Origin of the sequence: Pseudoalteromonas sp. APAL1 (genome assembly GCF_021532475.1) — a bacterium.
Classification (GTDB): Bacteria; Pseudomonadota; Gammaproteobacteria; order Enterobacterales; family Alteromonadaceae; genus Pseudoalteromonas; species Pseudoalteromonas lipolytica_C.
Map to the genome: position 1 here is coordinate 1 of NZ_JAKGAW010000041.1, position 23,553 is coordinate 23,553.

The following is a 23,553-nucleotide window of genomic DNA, read 5'->3' on the forward strand; positions in this document are numbered from 1 at the left end:
AGCTCAGACAACGCGCAATGCGTGAGTTAGGCATTAATGTTGAGTTTACCCCAATGGGCAGTGCTGCTGTACTACAAAAAGCAGCTGCAAACCCAAATTCTTTCGATCTCTATGAGCAATGGTCTGATTCAATCAACATACTATGGCAAGCGGGTGCAATACAGCCATTAGATATTGATAGGTTAAACTATTGGCAAGAAATTAACCCTTTGACTAAAACAGGCAAGATTACACCTGAAGCAAGCATAGGAGCCGGAGATTCACCTAACAAGTTACTTTATGTTCAAGCCGATGGCTCCTTGGGAGCTACACCTACAAAGCAAATTAGTTTTATGCCTTATGTCCATAATGTTGATTCATTTGGCTACAACACTAATTTTATAGAACAAGGTATTCCTTATGAAACAGAGTCATGGGCTTGGTTACTTGATGAAAAAAACAAAGGTAAAGTGGCTTTAGTGAATGCTCCCACTATTGGAATCTTTGATGCAGCTTTAGCAGCTCAAGGCAAAGGACTGATGCGTTTCAACGATATTGGCAATATGAGTATTTCTGAAATAGATCAGCTATTTGCAATTCTACTCGAGAAAAAAAGGCAAGGTCATTTCGCTGGCTTTTGGACGTCTGTTCCGCAGTCTGTAGATTTCATGAAAATGAAACGGGTCAATATTCAAAGTATGTTTTCTCCAGGTGTAAGTGCATGTAAAGGACAGGGGATACCTGTTGTTTATGCTTCTCCCAAAGAAGGGTACCGTGCATGGCATGGGGTTATGTGCTTATCTTCAAATACACAAGGGCATGTAAAAGATGCGGCATATGAGTATATGAATTGGTGGTTATCTGGCTATCCTGGAGCATTTATTGCGCGCCAAGGTTATTATATTTCTAACCCAGAGCGCAGTCAGCCGCTTATGTCAAAGCCGGAATGGGATTATTGGTATGAAGGAAAAGCTGCATCAATAGACCTGCAAGGTACAGATGGAAAAGTGTCAGTTAAAGCGGGCCAGATGCGAGATGGTGGCAGTTATATAAAGCGTTTTTCGAATATTGCCGTTTGGAATACAGTAATGCCTAATTATGATTACAGCTTAGATAAGTGGTATGAGCTATTAAACTCATAGGGAATTAAATTGATTAATATCATTTCTAAGTCACTGGCAGCTAAAGTATTACTTGCATTAATGCTGGTGATATTAGTCATGGGAATAAGCTTTGTTGTGATGAACAAGCGCCTCAAAACAATTGAAGTGTCTTTCAATGATATTAGCCGTATAAGCAATTATGCAGTCAGCATCTTAAGCATAAACAAAGATATTGTTGAAATGCAAAGAGATATTTCTGTCTATGGCTCGTCTGGAAGTGAAGCTGTTTTTAGTAAAATCATAGAGAATTTCGACAGTGTAAAAAGCCGTTTAAATGAAGTTAACTTGAAATCAGATGAGAGTGATAGCCAAGTATATTTAGACTCTATGTCTGAGTTAATCGACAGATATAGTGATAATTTAGGTGTGCTCACGAAGCGATATGAAATTAGATCAGAGCTCATCGAAGTTGAACTTCCGAGCATTTATTTTGAGGCCGTTACTCATCTTGAAAACCTAAAGAAGCTAGCTGTTTCAAACGAACAAATGTTGATCATCGCGGAAAGCCTCAATATGTGGCATGTGCTACATCGTGATGCCTATCAATTTTTAACTAAAAAAGACTATACAAAACGAACTGCCGTTAATAATGCTTTGCAGGTGTTATCTGGGCTTAATAATGATCTAGCTATGACACAACAAGATGATGTTCAGAGTGAAATTTTAAGAACAGCGACATTAGCGAGCACTTATCAGAACACTTTTTCAAAAGCTATTCAGGCCAATCGCAACTACTTTAGTTTGGTAAATGTTGTAATGGCGGGGGATGCAATCGAGTTTAGTACACTAGCAAATAAGCTAAGAGAGAATTCTTTAGCCCATTTAAATCAGATCAAAAAAGACGCAGAAATCACAGTTTCTAAAACCGAAAAAATATTAAAAGCACTGGCGGCTGTCGTGTTTATTTATGTGTTAGCGCTTGCCGCATTTTTTCATCTACAAATATCTCAAGCCATCAAGAGGCTCACTGTCAGTTTTCAACGCTTTTTAGAGGGGGATTTATCGGCACCAATACATGATTTAAACCGTAAAGATGAAATTGGAGTTCTTGCAAGCGCAGCAGATAGCTTTCGTATTTTAAGTCGTGATCTTTCTGAAGCAAAAAAAGTTGCAGAGCACACGACAAAAGTAAAATCAGAGTTTCTCGCCAATATGAGTCATGAAATAAGAACTCCTATGAATGGTATTTTAGGAATGGCTCGACAATTGAGTAGAACAACACTCACTACAGAACAGGCAAAGATGCTTGCTATTATTCAGTCTTCTGGTTCGAGTTTATTAGTGATTATTAATGATATTTTGGATTTAAGTAAAATAGAGGCTTCTAAAATTGAGCTAGAATCTCAACCAATTAAGTTAAGCAGTATGTTAGATGAACTCCAGCATCTATTTTTAGAACAAGCACATAGCAAGAATATTCAATTTAATATTGAAACAAGCCCTGATGGCAAAGAGGCCATCTTCTTAGGAGATGAAACGCGTTTGAAACAAGTACTAATTAACTTACTTGGTAACGCAATTAAATTTACAGAACGAGGTAATGTGACGTTGAGTGTTGAAATTGCTCAACGTAATGATGAATTTAGCTTAACGTTTAACGTAATAGATACTGGGATTGGTATAGTCAAAGAGCACATGAGTAATTTATTTGAAGCCTTTTCACAAGCTGATGCCTCAATTACACGTCGCTTTGGTGGTACAGGGTTAGGTTTGGCTATTTCGAGTAAGTTACTCAATTTGATGGGCACAACTTTACATGTTGAAAGTGAAGCTGGTGTTGGTTCACGTTTTTATTTTCAGATGGTAGCAAAACAGAGCTTTAAGCATGCTGATATAAAAGAGGTAGCGCTGATGAAATTTCCAGATGAGTCTTTTGATTTCTCAAGACTGAATGTTCTGATTGTTGAAGACAATGAAATCAATCAGGTCGTTATCGAAGCGATGCTAAATGAATTTAATATTAGCTCAATAAAAATAGCAAATGATGGTGAACAAGCCATATTACAATGTGAGAAACAGTTATTTGATATTATTTTCATGGACATGCAAATGCCTGTTTTAGATGGCCCTCAGGCAACAATAAAAATACGCGAGAAAGAAGCCTTTAAATCAACACCTATCATTGCATTGACTGCTAATGTATTAAGTGCAGATAAGCAGCGTTGTTTTGATGCTGGGATGAATGATTTCATTGCTAAACCAATAAAGTATGAATCTCTTAAAGAGGTATTGTTAAAGTGGTGCACACCAGCAGATGACAGCCAAGAGGAGCATTATACCTGCTCAAAGTGAGCCTATGTGTATACAGTAAAATACGAATGTATTGTTTTCGATTTGTTTGTGCTTTTATATAAATAAAGTTGCAGAGTACAACAACAATAATCCCAAGCTAATCATTTCAACTCGTATAAAAAGTCCGTATAATCCACGCCGAACTTTTTACTATGAAACATGGCTTAGCAAAGCCTGTATGAGCAGAGCAAATGAATCAAACTGATACTAGAAAAGAAACTCTTGAATTTAATAAACTTCAAAAGCGTCTAAGAAGGCATGTTGGTAACGCGATTACTGATTACAACATGATTGAAGACGGTGATGTTGTTATGGCGTGTATCAGTGGTGGTAAAGATTCTTTTGCGATGCTAGATATTTTGCTTAATTTACAAAAAGCAGCGCCAATTAAATTTGAAGTGATTGCGGTAAACCTTGATCAGAAGCAGCCAGGCTTTCCTGAGCACATTTTGCCTGATTACTTTGAAACGCTAAATATCCCGTATTACATCGTTGATAAAGATACCTACTCAGTAGTAAAGGAAAAAGTACCAGAAGGTAAGACGACGTGTGGTCTTTGTTCACGACTTCGTCGCGGCACACTTTATTCATTCGCAGAAAAAATTGGCGCGACAAAACTAGCACTTGGTCATCACATGGATGACATTGTTGAGACAATGTTCTTAAATATGTTTCATGGTTCACGATTAAAAGCGATGCCACCAAAATTACGCTCTGATGATGAACGTAACGTAGTCATTCGTCCGTTGTCATATTGCCGTGAGAAAGATTTAATTAAATACGCAGAGCATAAAGATTTCCCGATTATTCCTTGTAACTTGTGTGGCTCACAAGAAAACCTTCAGCGTCAATCAATTAAAGCCATGCTGACAGAGTGGGATAAGAAAACTCCGGGTCGTGTTGAGAGTATCTTTAAGTCTTTACAGAATGTTAGCCCAAGTCAGCTTGCAGACAGAAACTTATTTGATTTTGAAAACTTACCACTTGATAGAGAAGGCAATCGTGAAAGCTATGACTTTAGCGAGGCGGTAGTCTCTTCGACAAACATTGATGAATCATTATTTATTGATGTAACAAACATATAATACCAATCCGCAATAATACTTAAGCGAATTGGTATAAAAAAAGCCCCGAAATGGGGCTTTTTTAATGCGTTTTAAAAATGTTATTTAGCAAGAGGGCTGACGTAGCCGTCTGGTTTTAACGCTAATACATCACAATCAAGACTATCAATGACATGCTCTGCAGTGTTACCGACAAGCGCCGCGCTTAACCCCGTGCGACCGACAGTACCAATCACAACTAATTCGCTGTTTAACCGTGCAGCAACATCAGGAATGACATCTTCTGGTAAGCCTTCTTCAATGTGGCAATGAGCTTTATCAATATTAAACCCTTCAGCTAACGAAAGCGTTGATTCAAAGTGATGTTTCTTAACTGATTCGTTATAAACACCCGGGTTGAACTCAGGAATTTCAATAGCAATGTTAACCGGAGTTGCAGGGTATGCATTCACAAGGTTAAGAGTGGCATTCGCTAAATCACAAATGAAGCGAGCATCATTAATTATACGCTTGTTAAGTTCAAGGTGTTGTTCGTTTTCACTTACCGCGTTCACTGCTGCAAGAATATTACCTTGTGCTGGCCACTCTTTTTCTTTAACAAGTAAAACTGGAGCAGGGCACTTGCGAATTAGGTGCCAGTCAGTTGGCGTGAAGATAACTGATTTAAGCGTATCGTGTTGATGGGTACCTTTTACGACTAAATCATAGCCGTCATTAATAACAGTATTAATGATTGCCTCGTAAGGACGGTTATGCCAAACAACACAGCTATCAATGGTAAGCTCAGGATAAAGTGCAATTTGCTCGTTTAGCCATGCTTGGCGATCTTTGATTACTGCCTCACGCATCGCTTCACGCTCATCAGCAGAAAGCATCGTGGTCATTTCGTAAGAGAAGTCGTAGATACTGAGGAAAGCGGTGATGGTCGCGCCAGATTTTTTGGCTAGATCAATTGAGCGGCTTAAACTGTGTTGCTGCTCTTTGGTTGGGTCTATAACTGCTAAAATTCGTTTAATTGCGTCCATGTGCTGCTCCTTAACTGTTCCGCAAAAAGTAGTACTTTGAGTGTAACCTAAATTTAGAACAGTTAAAGGGGCAAACAATAGAAAGTTGCGTTAAATCAAACTCTACTTACATTTAATCGCTGCTGTTGTTGCAAGTGCTTGCTGGTCCAAAATGGTGATAAATTTACCTTCAACCTTAATAAAACCAGCTTTCTGGAAGCGGCTTAAAAGGCGGCTAATTGTTTCAACAGTAAGGCCTAAATAGTTACCGATCTCGCCACGTGTCATGGTTAAACGGAATTCTTTACGCGAAAAACCGCGCTCACCGAAACGTTCTGCAAGATTATAGATAAAACTCGCTAGGCGCTCTTCAGCTGACTTTTTATTGAGTAACAATAACATTTCTTGGTCATAGTTAATTTCATTACTCATTAAACGCATAATTTGTTGGCGTAGCTTTGGTAATTTACCTGCTAAATCATCGAGGGTATCGAATGGAATTTCACATACCATTGAGGTTTCAAGTGCTTGCGAGAAGCTTTGATGAGCCATTTTGTTAATTGCATCGAAACCGACTAAATCACCAGCTAAATGAAAACCAGTAATTTGCTCATCGCCTTGCTCAGATAACGTGTAAGATTTAAACGAACCTGAGCGTACCGCATATATCGCATTTAAGCTTTCACCAGACTCAAATAAAAAGTCACCTTTGTGCAGTGGTTTTTTGCGCTCGATGATTTCATCAAGACGATCCATTTCTTGACCGTTTAATGAAAATGGCAAACATAGCTGGCTAATACTGCAATTATTACAGCTAATTGTGCATAAGCCTTTTGACTTGTTTTGTGAGAAGTCCATACATCAAATCCATTCAAATAAGTTAACAACGCGTAAGATTAATGAACTAGCTTATCGGTTGCTATAATTAATAAGTATATACCGTACCATATTATTACGCTGCCTAGAATAACCCTAGTCCAAACATGGTTGAAAATAGCGTTTATTTTTTGACTGACTAGACCTACGCTTATCATCGCAGGAAAGGTTCCTAACGCGAAAAATAACATTACCCCAGCCCCATGTAGTGCTGATGGACTGGTGAGAGCCCAAGTCAGTGCTGAATAAACTAATCCGCAGGGCAACCAACCCCATAAAGCGCCATAGAGTAGGGCTTTAGGTGTTGTATCGACCGGTAATAAATAACGATTGAGCTTAGCTAAATGCTGCCATACTAGGGTTTTTCCTAGTTTTTCTAACCACTGTAGGGTCGCCGCTAAGCGCATAATATAAACCCCAACGAGGAGCATAAAAATGCCACTTAAAAACGATAATGCTATAGAAATAGTGGTATTTTGCGCTGCAAAACGACTGCTAATTCCAGCGACTAAGGCACCAGCAAGCATGTAACTAAGCGCACGACCCAGGTTATAAGCAACAGAAAAACTGACGGCGCGGTTTTTGTTAACAGCAAGTTGTAAACTACTGGCAATGCCACCACACATAGCTAGACAGTGACCACTGCCTAACAAACCCATTACAAATGCACTAATAAACAGCGGATCAATCATTACTTTTGTTGTGCTGCTCTTTATCGTCTTCGAACAGGATACTGTGGCCCTGTTTGTTTAAATCAGAAAATTGTTCGCTTTTTACAGCCCAAAAGAACACCCCAATAGCAATTAGCACAAATAATATGGCAATCGGGATAAGCATGTAGATGATACTCATAGTTTTAATAACCTTAATGAGTTGGTAATAACCAAAATGGAGCTTGCAGACATACCGATGACGGCCATCCAAGGAGCAACAAGCCCAAGGGCTGCCAGTGGTAAAATCGAACCATTGTAAATAAGTGATAATGCCAAGTTTTGCTTAACAATACGGCGTGTCTTTTTCGACACAGTTAGCAAATGCTCGATGGCGGTTAGATCACTATTGAGTAATACCACATCAGCACTGTTTTTGGAAATATCAGCGCCTGTTTCCATTGCAATAGATAAATGGGCACTGGCAAATACTGGGCTATCATTGACTCCATCACCCACCATGGCAACAATGGCGCCTTTGTTTGCGAGTGCTTCAACATGAGTTTGTTTATCGCGAGGGCTACATGCTGCGTGCACGGTATCTAAATTTAACTGTTTTGCGATTCGCTCACCACTGTTTGATGCATCACCCGTTAACATGTGACACTTTATTTGTTGAGAGTGCAGCTCAGTGATTAGTTTTTCTGCGTTGTTACGTAAGCTATCGGCGAGATAAAAGCGCGCAACTACTTGTTTATCGACATACAAGGTTGCTTGTGCATCTGCTTTTTCGGTATCAAACCAGCCGCTTTTACCTATCGCTAGGTGCTGTTTATTAAGCTCTGCTGTAATACCTTTACCCGGTTCGATTGTGACATTTTCGATAGGGTTAACCGTGTCGTTGTAAGTTGCAAACGCATTAGCAATTGGGTGTTCTGAGAAGCTTTCAAGTTGCGCTGCTAATCGTAATGCATCAGCTTCACTATAATGGCTGCTGACCATTTCAACACGCTCAATAGTGAAACGACCCTGCGTTAAAGTACCTGTTTTATCGAAGGCGATATCTGTTAATTGTGGTAGCGTTTCTAAAACATGGGCTTGTTTAATTAAAATGCCACGCTTTGTAAGGCTGGCTACGGCACAGGTTAGGGCAGTTGGAATCGCTAAACTAAGGGCGCAAGGGCAGGTTGCAACAAGCACCGAAATAGTAACCCAAAAAGCATGCTCAGGGTCTATTTGATACCAGCCAATCGCTGTAATGGAGGCAAACAGTAATAAACACGCAACAAACCACTGCGCGACTTTATCTGTGATCTCAACTAATCGAGGGCGTTTGGTTAATGCTGTGTGTTGTAACTTAATAATTTGATTAAGCAGCGTATTTTGGCCGATTTTGTTGATCTCAATACTGATCACGCCATCGTGGTTAATAGTACCAGCGTAAACCTGATGGCTGATAAATTTATTAACTGGCTGATGCTCGCCTGTCATCATGGCTTCATCAACAGTTGTTTTACCTTTGATCACAACACCATCAGCAGGAATGGTTTCGCCTGCTTTAATTAAAACAACATCGCCTAATTTAAGCTTTTTAGCAGCAATAATTGATTCTTGATTATCGCTATTGATAATTCGTGCAGTTAAAGGCAAAAGTTTTTGTAAGTTAGCAGTAAATTCACTGGCTTTTAAACGGGCTCTAAATTCTAAATATTTACCCAGTAATAATAAGAAGGTAAACATACAGATAGATTCAAAATAAACTTCGCCAACCGACATTAATGTGGCATAGCAGCTCGCACCATAAGCACCAAAAATCGCTAAAGATACGGGTAAGTCCATATTGAGCTGTTTGGCTTTTAAACCATTAATTGCATTGGTTAAGAACGGCAGGGCGCTGTATAAAATAACCGGCGAAGCAAGAACTAAGCTTATCCAGCGGAAATACTGTTCAAAGTTTTCTTCCATGCCCGAGAACATGCCAAAATACATGGCAAAAGCGAACATCATTACTTGCATAGTCATCAGACCTGCAACACCTAATCGGCGGATATAGGCTTTAGCGGCTTGTTGTTTTTGACTCGCTTCAAGATCAGCCTGAAACGGGTAAGCTTTATAGCCGATTTCGTGTAATGAAGTGATAATTTGGCTAAGTGGAGTAACCGATTTATCCCATTGGATCATCGCACGATTAGTCGATGTATTTACATCCACACGCTTAATTGCTTTTAAATTGAGTAATTGTTTCTCGATTAACCAAGCACAGGCAGCACAGGTGATACCTTCGACGGTAAGAAGCACTTCTGATAAGTCATTTGTGGCTGAAATAAACTCATCTTGTATATCTTCGTTATCGTAGCTCTTAATTAACTCAAGCTGCTCTGGAACAAGTTGTTCTACTTTACCAGAGCGCACAGTTCTAAACTTATAGTAATCGGTCATGCCTTGGGCGACGATATTCTCAGCAACCGTTTGGCAACCAATACAACACATAGGTTGTGCCTTACCGTCTATTTCGACAGTCGCATTAAAGCCTTTTGGCACACTTTCAAGACAATGAAAGCAATTATCGGACATTTGAGTTTACTACTTATATTCAGGGCTAATCGAAATTGTTTTATCAGTAGGAAGAGTAATGTCTTCTTTTAACTTCCAACTATTATCGATAGGTTCAATAAACACTGTGTATGCACCGTCAACGTGAGTGTCGAGTAGGGCTGTAAAGTCACCATGAGCGTTTTTCATTAAACTAACATTGAAGTCATTGGCTTTAATGGTGCGATGATAAAATGACATTTTTAAAGAGTGAACTTGGCTTGCATCACCTTTAGTAAATTTAAAGCTAACTTTATCACCAGTTACATCTAAATCACCATGCAGATATAGTGCTTTGGCTTTATTGAATTTACTGAGTTCAAGGTTAATTGCTTTACCTTTTTTATAGTAGTCATCAACAACCATATCAGGGCCATTGCCAATAGCCATATAAATTAGACCAAAACAGCCGATAATTGCAGCAAGCGGGAAGGAGATTAAAAACCATGGCCAAAAGTTTTTATACCAAGGAGTCGGTTTCATAGTACTTATACCTTAAAAAATGTTGTACGCATTTTATCGGATCTAAAAGCAAAAGACTAAAAAAAAGCCTCCAGATGGAGGCTTTTTTGATCTTAATTAATCTATTGAATTAAAAGATTAATTGTTTATACATTTTATTAACGACGTGGTTATTTATCTTGCGATAAGCTGTAAACGTACGCTGTTAATAGGTGTACTTTATCTTCACCTAGAATGTCCTTCCATGCTGGCATTACACCGGCACGGCCATTTCTAAGTGTTTCTTCAACAGCACGTTTAGAGCCACCATACAACCAGATGTTATCAGTTAGGTTAGGTGCACCAAATGGTAAGTTATGTGCAACTGAACCTTTACCGTCAGCACCGTGACACGCTGCACACATTGCGAACTTCGCAGCACCTGCTTCAGCATCTTTTTGGTTTACAGTACGGCCAGATAAGCTTAGTACGTGAGCAGTCATTTCTTTAATACCTTGCTCACCAAGTGCATCACCCCAAGGTGGCATCGCAGCAACACGACCATAAAGAAGTGTTTCTTTGATTTTGTCTGGCGTACCACCATATAACCAATCTTTATCAGTTAGGTTAGGGAAGCCTAAACCACCACGTGCATCTGAACCATGACACTGAGCACAGTTTTGAGAGAATAAACGTTGACCAATCTCAAGCGCTTTTTCGTCTTTTACAAGTGCTTCAATATCTTGCTTCGCGTATGACTCAAAGATTGGGCCAAAACGCTCATCTGCTGCAATAAACTCTTGGTCTAATTGAACGTTCTCACCATTAGCTAATGCTTGTTCAGTTGCTTCTTTAGACTCAGCTAGAGAAGTAATACCTTGGTTAGAACTTGTCCATTTACCTAAACCTTCCCAATTACCTAAACCTGGGTAAGCTGCAAGGTAATAAACAGACCATACAAATGTCGCGAAGAACATGTAAGTCCACCATTTTGGTAGTGGGTTGTTTAGTTCTTCAATGCCATCAAATTCGTGACCACAGCTTTCGCCTTCTTTAACACCTGTGTAGTTTTTCAAGTTCCACAGAAGTAGGCCGAAGATGATAGCAAGACACGCAAGGGTTAATACAATAACCCATATACTCCAAAAGCTAGTCATTTCTCAGACTCCTTTTCCTCGTTAGAGATTGTGTTGTTGTGTTTTTTTTCATCTTCAAATATGGCATTAGCAGCATTATCAAATCGACTTTTGCTACGCTTGCTGTATGCCCATACAACAATCACAATAAACAGTACTAAAATTACCAGAGTTAAAATGCCTCTGTATGTTCCGTAATCCATAATAATTACTTCAAGTGTGTGCCAAGCTGTTGTAAGTAAGCGATAAGAGCTTGCATTTCAGTCGCGCCTTTACCATCGTTCATGGCTTCAATTTTCGCAATGTCAGCTTTTAACTCTTCGTCGCTACCATAACCTTTACCGTCGTAACGGTCGCTTGATTTATCAATTCCGAAGCTATCACGGAATATTTGAAGCTTTTTAAGAGTATGGGTTGTATCGACTCTGTTTTCATCTAACCAAGGAAACGCTGGCATGTTTGACTCAGGAACCACAGCACGTGGGTCCATTAAGTGAGCATGGTGCCAATCGTCTGAGTAACGCTCACCAACACGAGCTAGGTCAGGACCAGTACGCTTAGAACCCCATTGGAATGGGTGATCCCATACTGACTCACCAGCTACAGAGTAGTGACCATAACGCTCAACCTCGTCACGGAAAGGACGAATCATTTGTGAGTGACAGTTGTAACAACCTTCACGTACATAGATATCGCGGCCTTCCATTTCTAACGCTGTAAGAGGGCGTAAGCCATCAACAGGTTTAGTCGTATCGTCTTGGAACATAAGTGGTGTAATCTCTACCAATGCACCAAAGCTGATAGCAAAAACAGTCAAGATAGCCATAAGGCCAACGTTCTTTTCGACTATTTCGTGTTTGTTTTGTGAATTATTATTGCTCATCGTGCTACTCCATTATGCTAATTGTGCGTCAGCGTCTAATTGAAGCGAATCTTTCTTCGCAGCAATAGTACGATAAACGTTGTAAGCCATAATTAGCATACCTGTTACGATGAATACACCGCCTAGGAAACGCATGATATAGAACGGATACGAAGCTTCTAATGACTGTACAAAGCTGTACATTAACGTACCGTCTGAGTTCACTGCACGCCACATTAGACCTTGCATTACACCTGAGATCCACATTGCTACGATGTATAGAACAACACCCACAGTGTGTAACCAGAAGTGCGTGTTAACTAGTTTAACACTGTACATACGGCCTTGTGAGAATAGTGCAGGGATTAGGTGATAGATAGCACCGATAGAAATCATTGCAACCCAACCTAGTGCACCTGAGTGTACGTGACCTACAGTCCAGTCAGTGTAGTGTGAAAGCGCATTAACAGACTTAATAGCCATCATTGGGCCTTCGAACGTAGACATACCGTAGAAAGATAGAGAAACAACTAAGAAACGAAGTACTGGGTCAGTACGTAGTTTATGCCATGCACCTGATAACGTCATGATACCGTTGATCATACCACCCCAAGATGGAACGAATAGGATAACTGACATAACCATACCTAAGCTTTGCGTCCAGTCTGGAAGCGCAGTGTAGTGTAGGTGGTGAGGACCTGCCCAGATATATAAAGAAACAAGTGCCCAGAAGTGAACTACCGATAAACGATAAGAGTAAACAGGGCGACCTGCTTGTTTTGGTACGAAGTAGTACATCATACCTAAGAAACCAGCAGTTAATAAGAAACCAACAGCGTTGTGACCGTACCACCACTGAACCATTGCATCTACAGCACCTGCGTAGATAGAGTATGATTTAGTAAGTGAAACTGGAATTGCCATGCTGTTTACAATGTGTAAAACGGCAACAGTAATAATGAAACCAGCGTAGAACCAGTTCGCAACATAGATGTGCGATACTTTACGCTTGATTAGCGTACCGAAGAATACAACTGCGTATGTAACCCAAACAACGGCGATAAGAATATCGATTGGCCATTCAAGTTCTGCGTATTCTTTTGAGCTTGTGATACCCAAAGGTAAGGTGATCGCTGCAAGTACGATAACAAGTTGCCAACCCCAGAAGGTGAAGGCTGCTAGTTTATCTGAGAAAAGGCGCGTTTGACACGTACGTTGTACGACGTAATAAGACGTCGCAAAAAGAGCACTTGTACCAAATGCGAAAATTACTGCGTTCGTATGTAACGGACGTAGTCGAGAGTAAGTTAACCATGGTGTATCAAAGTTAAGTGCTGGCCAAGCTAATTGGGCAGCAATCAGAACCCCAACACTCATGCCAACGATGCCCCAAATCACTGTCATAATAGCGAATTGGCGTACAACTTTATAATTGTACTCAGTTTGTGATGCTACTGTTTGGCTCATTTTCTGGCTTCCGCTGCAATTAATGCGTTTTAGAAATGAATTACCCACTTGATAAAAGTGGGGCCTACTATTACTTCACAAGTGTGTTACCTAAAGCTAGCTAAAAGGTGTTAGCTTCAGAAAACAAACTCGAGAAACCCTTATTTTTGCGATGGAAATGATAAAATTTTTGACCTTAAAAAGATAGGTCAATTGCATAAAATTATGACATCAATCAATTTTTGATGTTTTGTTGGTTATTTTTTGTCAATGATTGTATTTTTATTAGCTTATTCCATCGAGCATAGTTGTCTTTTATCTATGACCTGACTAGTATCCGCTTTTATTTTATACAGGCAAAGAAAGTGAGAATTAGTTTACTCCCAGTTTTCCTGATCAGTATTTTTACTGCTGCGTGTGATTACCAAAGTATAGAAGAGGGTAGCGCAAGTACAAGCTGTGAAAATAATAGCCGATGTCAATTTACTAATAATGTAGAAGTTTGGTTAAGTAATTCTAAAGTTAGCCCAGAAACCCCTTTTACAATTAACTTGAAGTTGCCAGATGATGCCAAAAATCCCTCAGCTAAACTTGAAGGTGTATCTATGTATATGGGGTTCATCCCAGTTCAGTTTACTAAGACTGAACAAATATGGACTGCTAATACAATGGTAGGGGCGTGTTCAGAACCCGTCATGACATGGAAGATGACCGTGACCTATCAAGACGCTAGTAACAAAACACACACGCTTTTTTATTATTTCGATTCTATCTAACCTTAATACCGCAACATTTATATGTGTATCACCAAGTAACTGTTTATTTGACTAAGTGATACACACCATCAAATTAGTTTTCCTACATAACGACGCCATTTAACTAACTTATTCCAAGAAAACCACAAAGTTTTGGAACAAATCTAAAAAAACGTCCTCCAATACAGCGATTAACCGACTAACTTTGTCTAATTAGTTAATTTTAGTGAATAACTATGGTTAGCAGTCTTACCAAGCTTTTACGGTTTTTATAACGATGTGTGATCAAGTTGTAAAAATTTCATTTGTAGCCTCAATACGGCCTTAGTTACACTTGATTACAAAGTTCATGCAATTGATTTCAATCGTATTTTTTTTGGTTGTAAAGTATTGTAGAAAACTGATTTTATAGTGTTTTTTTCTGTTAACATTGATACATCGTGAAACCTTATTACCCCAATTGGAAACTAGAAATTTAGGTTGTTTTTTTATTGCTCTACCATTCAGTTTTCGTTCAGTTAACTGAGCCTAAGTTGCCTGCCGCTGACTCGTGATTCGAATAATAACGAGCGCTACCTAACTAAGGTAAATTTCCAACAAGTAGGGTTTTCACATGAAAAAATCAATTCTTGGTTTAGCTGTTGTATCAGCAATCCCAATGTTCTCAAGCATGCAAGTATTAGCTGCTGAAGATGCGGCAGATTCAATCGAAAAGATTCAAGTTACAGGTTCTCGCATTAAGCGTACCGATATGGAGACGTCTAGTCCTGTAACATTAATTGGTGCAGATGACATCAAAGCAATGGGTGCATCAAGCATCGATGGCGTTTTACAAAAAATGACTGCAGCAAGTGGTGCAATGACTAACCCTGCTGTTAACAACGGTTCAGGTGGTAACGCACGTGTTGACCTACGTGGTCTTGGTGCACAACGTACTCTAGTACTAGTAAATGGTCGTCGTATGATCAACTCTGGTACTGGTGCAGCATCTACTGTTGACTTAAACACAATCCCAGTATCAATGATCAAGCAAGTTGAAGTACTAAAAGACGGCGCATCTGCTGTTTACGGTACTGACGCGGTAGCGGGTGTTGTTAACATCATCTTAAAAGACGACTTCGAAGGTCTAGACATGAACCTTAACGGTGCTATCACTGGTGAAGGCGATGCAGACGAAACGTCTTTCGATATCACAATGGGTTCAAGCTTTGACCGTGGTAACGTTGTAATCGGTTTACAATACACTGACCGTGGCGATGCTTCTCAAGCAGATCGTGACTTCTCTGATTGTCCTATCGAAGAAGATTACGACAACGGTAGCTTCTACTGTGGTGGTTCTTCTTATACACCTTTCGGCCACGTTTGGGCTGAAAATGCAGACCTTCAAGGTCAAGCAGATGGTGGTTGGCATGATTTTACTGCTGCTGGTGATGCATACAACTACTCAGCAACAAGCTACCTATACACGCCAATGCGTCGTTTAAACCTTACAGGTATCGGCCACTTTGACGTAACTGATGAAACGCGTCTAGTGTCTGAATTCACTTACTCTAAGCGTTGGTCAACTCAACAAATGGCTCCACAGCCAGTATGGTTTGACTTCAAATACGATGCAGAAACTATGGGTGATTCACTTCTTTCTCATGGTGTTGCTGACGGAGAAGATATCTCTTACGGTCGTCGTATGACAGACGTAGGTCCTCGTGGTTATGAGCAAGTTGTTGACACAGTACGTGCAGTAATCGGTCTAGACGGTTCATTCGACAACGGTTGGGGCTGGGATACTTCAGTAGTATTCGGTCGTAACGATTCAGTTGACCGTGCAACTAACCTTCTAAACATGGGTTCAATCCAAGATGCAATCGGTGAAGGTGAGTTTAACCCACTAAACCAAGCTGACTGGTCTGCTGGCAACCTTGCACAGTACAACTACACTGAAAACAACTCAGGTGGTAGCCAATTATTAGTTCTTTCAGCTGGCCTTAATGGTGAAGTAATGGAACTTCCTGCTGGTTACGTTGGTTTCGCTGCAGGTATCGAGCGTCGTGAAGAAAAAGCATGGTACGTTCCAGATTCACTAACTTCACAAGGTCTTGCAAATGACCCACGTGTTGAACCAACAGGTGGTCGTTTCGACGTTAACGAAGCATACGTAGAATTTGCTGTTCCACTTCTAGCTGATGCACCATTTGCACAAATGGTTGACTTAAGCGCAGCTGTACGTGCATTTGACTACAGCACATTTGGTTCAGATGAGACTTGGAAACTAGGTTTAACTTGGCGTGTAAACGACGAACTAATGCTACGTGCTGTTCGTTCAACTGCATTCCGTGCTCCTACAGTATCTGAGCTTTACCAAGGTAAATCACCTTCATTCGAACAAGTTAACTTCCCTGGCGCTCAAGACCAAGCTGAAGTAACTGTGGGTGGTAATGACCAATTAACGCCAGAGCTTGCTGATACAGTAACAGCTGGTTTCGTATACGCTCCAGAGTGGTTAGATGGTTTCTCAATGACTGTTGACTACTATGAAATCGAAATCGAAAACTCAATTTCAAGCGTAAACAACCAATACATCGTTGAGAACTGTCTTGACGCTGCTACAGGTTCATACAAAAACCAAGATACTGCACTTTGTCAGTCTTCTGCAATCAACTTCAACCAAAGCACTGGTCGTATTAGCTTCAACAACCAATTACAAAACATTGGTAACGAATCGACTAAAGGTTACGACGTAAACTTCAAGTATGCATTTGAAGCTGCAGGTCTTAACTGGCGCACAGGTCTTGATGTAACTATCCTTGATGAGTACATCGTTGATTCAGGCACAAGCACAATCGATTACACAGGTCTTGTAACTTCTGGTATCGGTAGCTACGCGAAAGTTAAGTCTAACTTCACTCTTAACGCGTCTGGCGACAACTGGGATGCACAATACCAAGCACGTATGATCGACGGCCTAGACAGCTATGCATGTCTTGCTGACGACAGCGAGTGTCTAGTACCAAGCGTTGGTACTGTTGTATACCACGACATCAGTGGTTCATACATCATGAACGACACAGTGTCATTCTCTGCAGGTGTTAACAACTTATTCGATAAGCAAGCACCTTACTACTCAGGTAACAATGACTCAAACACTGACCCGTACACATATGATGTACTAGGTCGTCGTTTCTTCGCTGGTGTGAACGTTAAGTTCTAATCTAGTTTGAAATGATTATTAAAGCCCCGTTTTACGGGGCTTTTTTATTGTCTGAAAGCTTATCAACGCGTAAACTGTAGAGGTACTTTTAACAAACGAGGTGATATTGCTTAAACAAGACGAAAACCTATCTTTTATTATTGAGCCTGAACTCACTCCCCGTGCAGAGCAGCGCTTAGATCTGTATTTCTCAATCCCTAATGAGATGAGTGTTAATCCACAAACACTTAGTGAAGAGTCATTTTTTAATAACCACTTCAAATCACATTTAGCTTATAACGCCAACAATATTCATTTACCCTTGGTGAGAAGTCGCTTTGTTAGTAAAAACAAAGGTGAGCAGCAAGATTATCGACAAAATTTAAACTTATATTGCTATCAAGTTCGTTTAGCGCTTAATGCTGATATTAAAGACACCTTAAAATACCAAGAAGCTGAAGAGTTTTATCCTGCAGCCATTGAATTGTGTGAGCAAACCAAAGGGCTGCTTAAAAAGCTGAGACGCTACACACCAGATGATGAAAAACTACTGCCATTTTATAAAAATGCCGATAACTATTTAAGTTGGCATGTTGAACAGTCATTTTTAAAGTTGCTAGACGAAGGACCACGCAGTAGCGATTTTGCAAAAGAGCGCAGCGAGCTTTTAGAGTTTTGTAAAACTGAAAATAGTTACCGTGACGAGCAGGAATATAACTCGCAATCAACCCTTGAAGATGCCAATCGAATCACTAATAAAATGCGCCTGTTACAACGTTTGATTGAACATGGTGTGGTTTTAACTCGTCATACCCGACATTTGAATAGCTATTTAAAGCGCATCGTGAAGGGATCTGTAACGGCTGTTATCATGGCCTTTGTAATGTTAGTTGTGTTAAACGCCCGTTCAACCTTTACTGAGGTAACTGCAACCTTAATTTTGATTTTAGGTGTAATTTATGGGCTGCGAGAGATATTCAAAGAGGATATTACCCGCGTTATATGGCGAGCAATAGTAAGAGGGCGGCCAAAATGGCGTTTTCAATTTAGAAATAGTATTACTAAAGACCGCATTGCTAGTCAGTATATTTGGCTAGAATACGAAGCTTTTAAGCGTATTCCCAAAGAGGTTAGACAAATCTTCTCTAAGCGTCGCCATCAGAACAAGCAGGCTTCTCAATGGTTACATTTTGCTAGTGAAACACACGTTAATGCTAAAGAGTTTTTACCGGGCTACGATACCCTACAACAAACGATGCAATTTAGTTTAGCGCCATTCGCACGTTATTTAAAACGTGGTGAAGGCAAACTTTATCATCTTGAAAGCAATAAAATATCTAAGCAAGCAGTTGAGCGTAGGTATCAACTAAATATGGTATTGGTTTTTTCACAAAACGATGAAAAAACACTGATGCAGCGCTACAAAATTACCTTAAATCGTAGCAAAATTGTTAATATTGAAAGGATATATTCGACGTCAGTTAAATAAAGAGAAACGAGGGTGGTACATTACCACCCTGATAGGTTTATTTAGCGTCTAAACCTGTTTTGCTGTACAGCGACACTTTATCTGAAACTAATGTAATTTCGATATTTTTGTCTTTGCTACCCCAAATACAATTAGTATGAAGTGTTTTTTCTTCGCACTTATCCGCCGAGCCTAAAATCGCTTCAACTTCAGCTTTATCCATACCGATTTTAATTTTTTCATAGTTTTCTAAGTTAACTTTTGAACAGCCAGCTAAAGTAAGCGCTACCGTTGCAGCAGCAATTGCCATATATTTTTTCATAATAGTTTCCATTAATGGTTATAACGTCTTATTTGTACAATCATCCCCATGCGAGGGTGATCGAAATAATGAATTTCATTACTTATTACACGCTTAAATTGTGAAAAACGTGCTTTTTCATAGTCGCCACTCTCTAAACGCTGACTAATATCAAAATCAGCATGAATAAACAGGTAATGTCGAACGTATATTTTCATCAAGCCTTCTAATTCCCAATTCGGTATCGTTTGTAACTGTTCGGGAATATATTGCTGTACCGGGCTAACTAGATTAATAAAGTCATTATCAGTAGTTGCTTGGCTATCGAGCGCTTGTGAAAAGTGATCACCTGAAAACAATCTAATACTGGGGGCTTTACTTTCGCTCATTTCAGGAAAGCGCCAACCTGTGTGAAGTATCGGCGTGAGACCTTTACGATCTAGTTGCTTTTTTTGTTCGATAAACTGTAGCTGCTCGGGCGCGAGTAGATAAATTTCATCCGTGTCGTCGCGAGCTTCGACTACGGGTGTCACGGGTAATTCGTCATAACTAGATAAATAATCAACACTTTCATCGCACACGTTAGAGTGGGGATTCGAGGTAATAATAGCATCTGCAAATGTCGTAGACTGAAATCGACTGTCGCCATTTAAGCACTCTTGTCTAGCTTGCGCTGTATAAGCTGGAGTAAGCAGATCTTTTTCGCGCTTAGCAGTAATCTCATCATGCTTTAAAGAAAAATCTTCTTGTAAATAAGGTGCTGGGCGTTGTTTATAGATAAGTACTTCAATTTCAAACCATCTCGTTGCAAACGATGAGCTTGTAAATAAGCAACACAGCAACAAAAAACTATTTCTTAACAACATTAATGGCTAACCTTTTTCTCGAAATCTGCAATCATTGCAGTGACCATTTTTAAGCGTTCGCGAGGGTTTGCCTCACTAATCGCAAAGCGCAATTTATTCGCGCCATCCATTTTATACACCTGTGGTGCACTTTGTATCAAACCTATAATGAAGCTAGGGTTAACCTTTGTATGCTGGCTAAACTCAAAATAACCGCCTTTCGGATTTGCTTCAATTTTCTTAATGCCAATATTGCTTGCTTGCAGTTTTAATTGCTGCAAACTAAATAAGTTTTTAGTGGCATCAGGTAGCAGACCAAAGCGGTCTATTAGCTCTACCTGTAATTCGTCCATATCGTTGAGGTTAGCACAGCTTGCAATGCGTTTATAGATTCCTAAACGAGCATTTACATCATGAATATAATCTTCAGGTAATAAGGCTGGTAGTTTTAAATCAACCTCAGTCTGTTGACCTAGTAAATTCTCAAGAGTTGGCTCTTTACCTTCTTTTAATGCGTTAACGGCTTGCTCAAGCATTTCCATATACAAACTAAAACCAATGGTTTGCATTTGCCCTGATTGGTCGTCACCAAGTAATTCACCCGCTCCACGAATCTCTAAATCATGGGTAGCAAGTGCAAAGCCAGCGCCTAGATCTTCAAGCGATTCTATCGCTTCTAAACGTTTTACAGCGTCTTTGGTTAACGACTTAGGATTACCTGTTAGAAGGTATGCATACGCTTGGTGATGGCTTCGGCCAACACGCCCTCGTAACTGATGTAGTTGTGCAAGCCCTAGCTTATCTGCTCTATCCATAATAATGGTGTTGGCAGTGGGTACATCGATACCGGTTTCGATAATGGTGGTACACACAATGACATTATATTTTTGGTGATAAAAATCACTCATAATTTGCTCAAGCTCGCGCTCTCGCATTTGACCATGTGCCGTTGTAACACTGGCTTCAGGGACCAATTCACTGATTTCTTCAGCAACACGGTCGATAGTTTCAACATTATTATGTAAGAAATACACCTGACCACCGCGTTTAATTTCACGCAGGATTGCTTCGCGAATTAGTTCTGCATCCCTTTGTCTAACAAAGGTTTTAACTGCTAAACGTTTTGCAGGTGGTGTGGCAATAATTGACAGGTCACGCATACCACTCATTGCCATGTTTAAGGTACGTGGGATAGGGGTTGCTGTAAGTGTTAAAATATCAACATCGGCACGTAATGCTTTGATTTTTTCTTTTTGACGCACACCAAAGCGGTGTTCTTCATCAACAATTAATAAGCCCAAATCTTTAAATTTGATATCTTGCTGAATAAGCTTGTGTGTACCAATAACGATATCTAATTTACCCTCAGCCATTTTATCTAGGGTATCTTTTTGCTCTTTTGTAGAATTAAAGCGTGATAAAACACCAACTTCAATTGGTAAATCGGCAAAACGATCTTTAAAGTTTTCATAATGTTGCTGAGCAAGCAGTGTTGTTGGTACCAGCACCGCAACTTGCTTGTTATCGTTAACGGCCACAAAGGCTGCGCGCATTGCAACTTCAGTTTTACCAAAGCCAACGTCACCACACACCAAACGGTCCATCGCTTGTTTACTTTGCATATCACCAAGAACAGACTCAATGGCGTTGCGTTGATCGTCGGTTTCTTCAAACGGGAAGCTGTCGCTAAACTGGCGATATGCACTGCCATCAAGCTTAAATTGGTTACCCGGTTTTGCTTGGCGCTTTGCGTAAATATCTAATAGCTCAGCAGCCACATCACGAACTTTTTCGGCAGCACGTTTTTTAGCTTTTTCCCACGCATCGGAGCCTAATTTATGAAGCGGGGCAGAGGCTTCTTCGCCACCAGAATAGCGGCTCAGCATATGTAACGCTGAAACAGGTACGTAAAGCTTCGCTTCGTTGGCGTAAATGATGGTAACAAACTCGGTGATAACACCGGCAGCATCGATGGTTTCAAGCCCCTGATAGCGGCCTACACCGTGGTCAAGGTGCACAATTGGCTGGCCTTCTCGTAGCTCAGCAAGGTTACGAATAAGCGCATCTTGGCTGGCTTCGTATTTGTGTTTACGGCGTCGACGCTGCGATACCTTAATACCTAATAATTCTTGCTCTGTGATAATGGTTAAACGCGGTTTACCGTCTAACACCACACTTTGTTCAAGTGGCGAAACGATGAGGCCAACATCGCTTGTACTATTGGTAAAATCGCTAAAAGTTTCAAACTCTTTGAGCTTTAAACCACTTGGTTTTAATAATGTCAGTAATGATTCGCGGCGGCCATCCGATTCAACCGAGAGCAGCACGCGGCCTTTTTGTTTTTTCTCGCTAGCAACATAGTTTATTAAACCTTGATACGGTTCATGTAACTTATGATCTATACGTACATTTGGCAGCTCTTTACTGGCAAGGTTTGTATGGCCTGCTTTGGTGCCTAATTTGGCTTGTGATAAACGAATACGTGCGTATTTACCAAATTCACCAAACAGCTCATTAACACTTTGATAGAGCTTAATTGGCTCAAGTAGTGGTCTAAGTGGATCAACACGGCGATTTTCGTAGCGAACATTTACATCGTGCCAAAATTGGTCAGCAGCATGCTCAATATCGCCAAAATGCATAAACGTCGTATTGCTTGGTAAGTAATTGAAGATAGTCGCCAGTCCATCAAAAAACAGTGGCATGTAATATTCGATACCGGCAGGCCAAGTTCCTTTGGTAACCTGCATATAAATTGAGTCTTGCTCAGAGCTTGCGCCAAATTGTTCACGATAATTGATACGAAAACGCTCGATGTCTGAGTCGTTAGTTGGAAACTCGTGAGCTGGCAGTAACTCAATTTTGTCGACTTTTTCATCAGATCGTTGGCTTTCAACATCAAATAAACGAATGCTGTCGAGCTCATCATCAAAAAAGTCTAAACGGAATGGGTGAGGGCTACCCATAGGGTATAAGTCAACGATAGAACCACGGATAGCGTATTCACCATGCTCCATCACTTGTTGTACATGTAAATAGCCTGCTTGTTCAAGGTTTTCACGCAGTGTGTGCGTATCTAGGGTATCACCCACTTTAAAGTTAAGGGTTGAACCATAAATAAACGAAGCAGGGGCTGTACGCAGCATTAAGGTCGACACTGGCACGATTAATACGCTTTGTTGTTCTTTTTTTAAGGTATTTAAGGTGGCTAAGCGCGCTGAAATAATATCTTGATGCGGCGAAAAATGATCATAAGGTAGCGTTTCCCAGTCAGGGAAGACCATGACTGGGTTTTCAGGCAATAGAAATTCGAGTTCAGTTTCAAGGCGTAGGGCGCTTGGCGTATCTGGGGTGACAATCACAACCAGCTCGTTGTGTTGTTTTACACCTTCTGCGATGGCGATGCTAAGCCCGCTACCGGTAAGTTGTCCCCATTGAATTTTATCTTTTTCAGATTTTACCCAAGGCAATGCTGCCCATTGCGCAAACGCCATT

General features: G+C 40.3%; 19 protein-coding genes. 6 read left to right on the top strand and 13 right to left on the bottom strand.

Annotation, left to right across the window (positions count from 1 at the left end):
- The 3 genes from L1264_RS16790 to ttcA all read left to right on the top strand — a co-directional run.
- On the top strand, positions 1-1,121 hold a 1,121-nt coding region (locus tag L1264_RS16790; protein WP_235404263.1), incomplete at its 5' end, for an ABC transporter substrate-binding protein.
- A gap of 9 nt (positions 1,122-1,130) precedes the next feature.
- The gene (locus tag L1264_RS16795) at positions 1,131-3,434 is read left to right on the top strand and encodes a hybrid sensor histidine kinase/response regulator (protein WP_235404265.1); all 2,304 of its coding nucleotides are present in this window, start codon (positions 1,131-1,133) and stop codon (positions 3,432-3,434) included.
- A gap of 191 nt (positions 3,435-3,625) precedes the next feature.
- Positions 3,626-4,519: a tRNA 2-thiocytidine(32) synthetase TtcA gene (gene ttcA, locus L1264_RS16800; protein WP_054561325.1), complete on the top strand. Its 894-nt coding sequence runs from the start codon at positions 3,626-3,628 to the stop codon at positions 4,517-4,519.
- A gap of 80 nt (positions 4,520-4,599) precedes the next feature.
- On the opposite strand, the gene uspE is transcribed toward ttcA, so the two are convergent.
- The 10 genes from uspE to ccoN all read right to left on the bottom strand — a co-directional run bounded on the left by uspE (position 4,600) and on the right by ccoN (position 13,526).
- A complete protein-coding gene (gene uspE / locus L1264_RS16805; protein ID WP_138558554.1) occupies positions 4,600-5,523 on the bottom strand; it encodes a universal stress protein UspE in 924 nt (307 codons plus the stop codon).
- A gap of 102 nt (positions 5,524-5,625) precedes the next feature.
- Entirely contained in the window at positions 5,626-6,360 is a 735-nt protein-coding gene (locus L1264_RS16810; RefSeq protein WP_135924290.1) for an FNR family transcription factor, read from the bottom strand.
- A 38-nt stretch (positions 6,361-6,398) separates the two neighbouring features.
- Positions 6,399-7,070 (bottom strand): sulfite exporter TauE/SafE family protein, encoded by a 672-nt coding sequence (locus L1264_RS16815; protein ID WP_199526599.1) that lies wholly within the window; start codon positions 7,068-7,070, stop codon positions 6,399-6,401.
- The gene (gene ccoS, locus L1264_RS16820) at positions 7,063-7,230 is read right to left on the bottom strand and encodes a cbb3-type cytochrome oxidase assembly protein CcoS (RefSeq protein WP_054553052.1); all 168 of its coding nucleotides are present in this window, start codon (positions 7,228-7,230) and stop codon (positions 7,063-7,065) included. Before ccoS ends, L1264_RS16815 begins: the two co-directional genes overlap by 8 nt.
- Positions 7,227-9,602 (bottom strand): heavy metal translocating P-type ATPase, encoded by a 2,376-nt coding sequence (locus L1264_RS16825; RefSeq protein WP_138558551.1) that lies wholly within the window; start codon positions 9,600-9,602, stop codon positions 7,227-7,229. The genes ccoS and L1264_RS16825 overlap by 4 nt, the downstream gene beginning before the upstream one ends.
- Positions 9,603-9,611: 9 nt before the next feature.
- Positions 9,612-10,103: a FixH family protein gene (locus tag L1264_RS16830; RefSeq protein WP_135924293.1), complete on the bottom strand. Its 492-nt coding sequence runs from the start codon at positions 10,101-10,103 to the stop codon at positions 9,612-9,614.
- 149 nt (positions 10,104-10,252) lie between these two features.
- Positions 10,253-11,218 carry a cytochrome-c oxidase, cbb3-type subunit III gene (ccoP, locus tag L1264_RS16835; protein ID WP_135924294.1) on the bottom strand — a complete coding sequence of 322 codons (966 nt, stop codon included), beginning with the start codon at positions 11,216-11,218 and terminating at the stop codon, positions 10,253-10,255.
- Positions 11,215-11,400 (bottom strand): cbb3-type cytochrome oxidase subunit 3, encoded by a 186-nt coding sequence (locus L1264_RS16840; protein ID WP_054561331.1) that lies wholly within the window; start codon positions 11,398-11,400, stop codon positions 11,215-11,217. Before L1264_RS16840 ends, ccoP begins: the two co-directional genes overlap by 4 nt.
- Before the next feature lie 5 nt (positions 11,401-11,405).
- Complete coding sequence (ccoO, locus tag L1264_RS16845; RefSeq protein WP_135924295.1) at positions 11,406-12,080, bottom strand: cytochrome-c oxidase, cbb3-type subunit II; 675 nt, start codon at positions 12,078-12,080, stop codon at positions 11,406-11,408.
- A gap of 12 nt (positions 12,081-12,092) precedes the next feature.
- A complete protein-coding gene (gene ccoN, locus L1264_RS16850; RefSeq protein WP_036967883.1) occupies positions 12,093-13,526 on the bottom strand; it encodes a cytochrome-c oxidase, cbb3-type subunit I in 1,434 nt (477 codons plus the stop codon).
- A gap of 344 nt (positions 13,527-13,870) precedes the next feature.
- Here ccoN and L1264_RS16855 point away from each other — a divergent pair, with 344 nt between their 5' ends.
- From L1264_RS16855 to L1264_RS16865, 3 genes are all read left to right on the top strand, one after another.
- Entirely contained in the window at positions 13,871-14,281 is a 411-nt protein-coding gene (locus L1264_RS16855; protein WP_199526598.1) for a hypothetical protein, read from the top strand.
- Positions 14,282-14,873: 592 nt separating this feature from the next.
- On the top strand, positions 14,874-17,465 hold the full coding sequence (locus tag L1264_RS16860; RefSeq protein WP_135924297.1) for a TonB-dependent receptor: 2,592 nt from the start codon (positions 14,874-14,876) through the stop codon (positions 17,463-17,465).
- 106 nt (positions 17,466-17,571) lie between these two features.
- Positions 17,572-18,933 (top strand): hypothetical protein, encoded by a 1,362-nt coding sequence (locus tag L1264_RS16865; protein ID WP_138558547.1) that lies wholly within the window; start codon positions 17,572-17,574, stop codon positions 18,931-18,933.
- Positions 18,934-18,970: 37 nt separating this feature from the next.
- On the opposite strand, the gene L1264_RS16870 is transcribed toward L1264_RS16865, so the two are convergent.
- Genes L1264_RS16870 through mfd form a run of 3 tightly spaced genes read right to left on the bottom strand, consistent with a single transcriptional unit; the run spans position 18,971 to position 23,552 of the window.
- A complete protein-coding gene (locus tag L1264_RS16870; RefSeq protein WP_135924299.1) occupies positions 18,971-19,234 on the bottom strand; it encodes an outer membrane protein assembly factor BamE in 264 nt (87 codons plus the stop codon).
- Positions 19,235-19,245: 11 nt separating this feature from the next.
- Positions 19,246-20,079 (bottom strand): CsiV family protein, encoded by an 834-nt coding sequence (locus L1264_RS16875; protein ID WP_199526597.1) that lies wholly within the window; start codon positions 20,077-20,079, stop codon positions 19,246-19,248.
- Positions 20,079-23,552: a transcription-repair coupling factor gene (gene mfd, locus L1264_RS16880; protein ID WP_199526596.1), complete on the bottom strand. Its 3,474-nt coding sequence runs from the start codon at positions 23,550-23,552 to the stop codon at positions 20,079-20,081. The genes L1264_RS16875 and mfd overlap by 1 nt, the downstream gene beginning before the upstream one ends.
- Position 23,553 lies beyond the last annotated feature (1 nt).

Coding starts and splice junctions, on each gene's coding strand:
- ttcA (WP_054561325.1), top strand. CDS start 3,626: ATGAATCAAACTGATACTAGAAAAGAAACTCTTGAATTTAATAAACTT.
- uspE (WP_138558554.1), bottom strand. CDS start 5,523: ATGGACGCAATTAAACGAATTTTAGCAGTTATAGACCCAACCAAAGAG.
- L1264_RS16810 (WP_135924290.1), bottom strand. CDS start 6,360: ATGGACTTCTCACAAAACAAGTCAAAAGGCTTATGCACAATTAGCTGT.
- L1264_RS16815 (WP_199526599.1), bottom strand. CDS start 7,070: ATGATTGATCCGCTGTTTATTAGTGCATTTGTAATGGGTTTGTTAGGC.
- ccoS (WP_054553052.1), bottom strand. CDS start 7,230: ATGAGTATCATCTACATGCTTATCCCGATTGCCATATTATTTGTGCTA.
- L1264_RS16825 (WP_138558551.1), bottom strand. CDS start 9,602: ATGTCCGATAATTGCTTTCATTGTCTTGAAAGTGTGCCAAAAGGCTTT.
- L1264_RS16830 (WP_135924293.1), bottom strand. CDS start 10,103: ATGAAACCGACTCCTTGGTATAAAAACTTTTGGCCATGGTTTTTAATC.
- ccoP (WP_135924294.1), bottom strand. CDS start 11,218: ATGACTAGCTTTTGGAGTATATGGGTTATTGTATTAACCCTTGCGTGT.
- L1264_RS16840 (WP_054561331.1), bottom strand. CDS start 11,400: ATGGATTACGGAACATACAGAGGCATTTTAACTCTGGTAATTTTAGTA.
- ccoO (WP_135924295.1), bottom strand. CDS start 12,080: ATGAGCAATAATAATTCACAAAACAAACACGAAATAGTCGAAAAGAAC.
- ccoN (WP_036967883.1), bottom strand. CDS start 13,526: ATGAGCCAAACAGTAGCATCACAAACTGAGTACAATTATAAAGTTGTA.
- L1264_RS16860 (WP_135924297.1), top strand. CDS start 14,874: ATGAAAAAATCAATTCTTGGTTTAGCTGTTGTATCAGCAATCCCAATG.
- L1264_RS16870 (WP_135924299.1), bottom strand. CDS start 19,234: ATGAAAAAATATATGGCAATTGCTGCTGCAACGGTAGCGCTTACTTTA.
- L1264_RS16875 (WP_199526597.1), bottom strand. CDS start 20,079: ATGTTGTTAAGAAATAGTTTTTTGTTGCTGTGTTGCTTATTTACAAGC.
- mfd (WP_199526596.1), bottom strand. CDS start 23,552: ATGGCGTTTGCGCAATGGGCAGCATTGCCTTGGGTAAAATCTGAAAAA.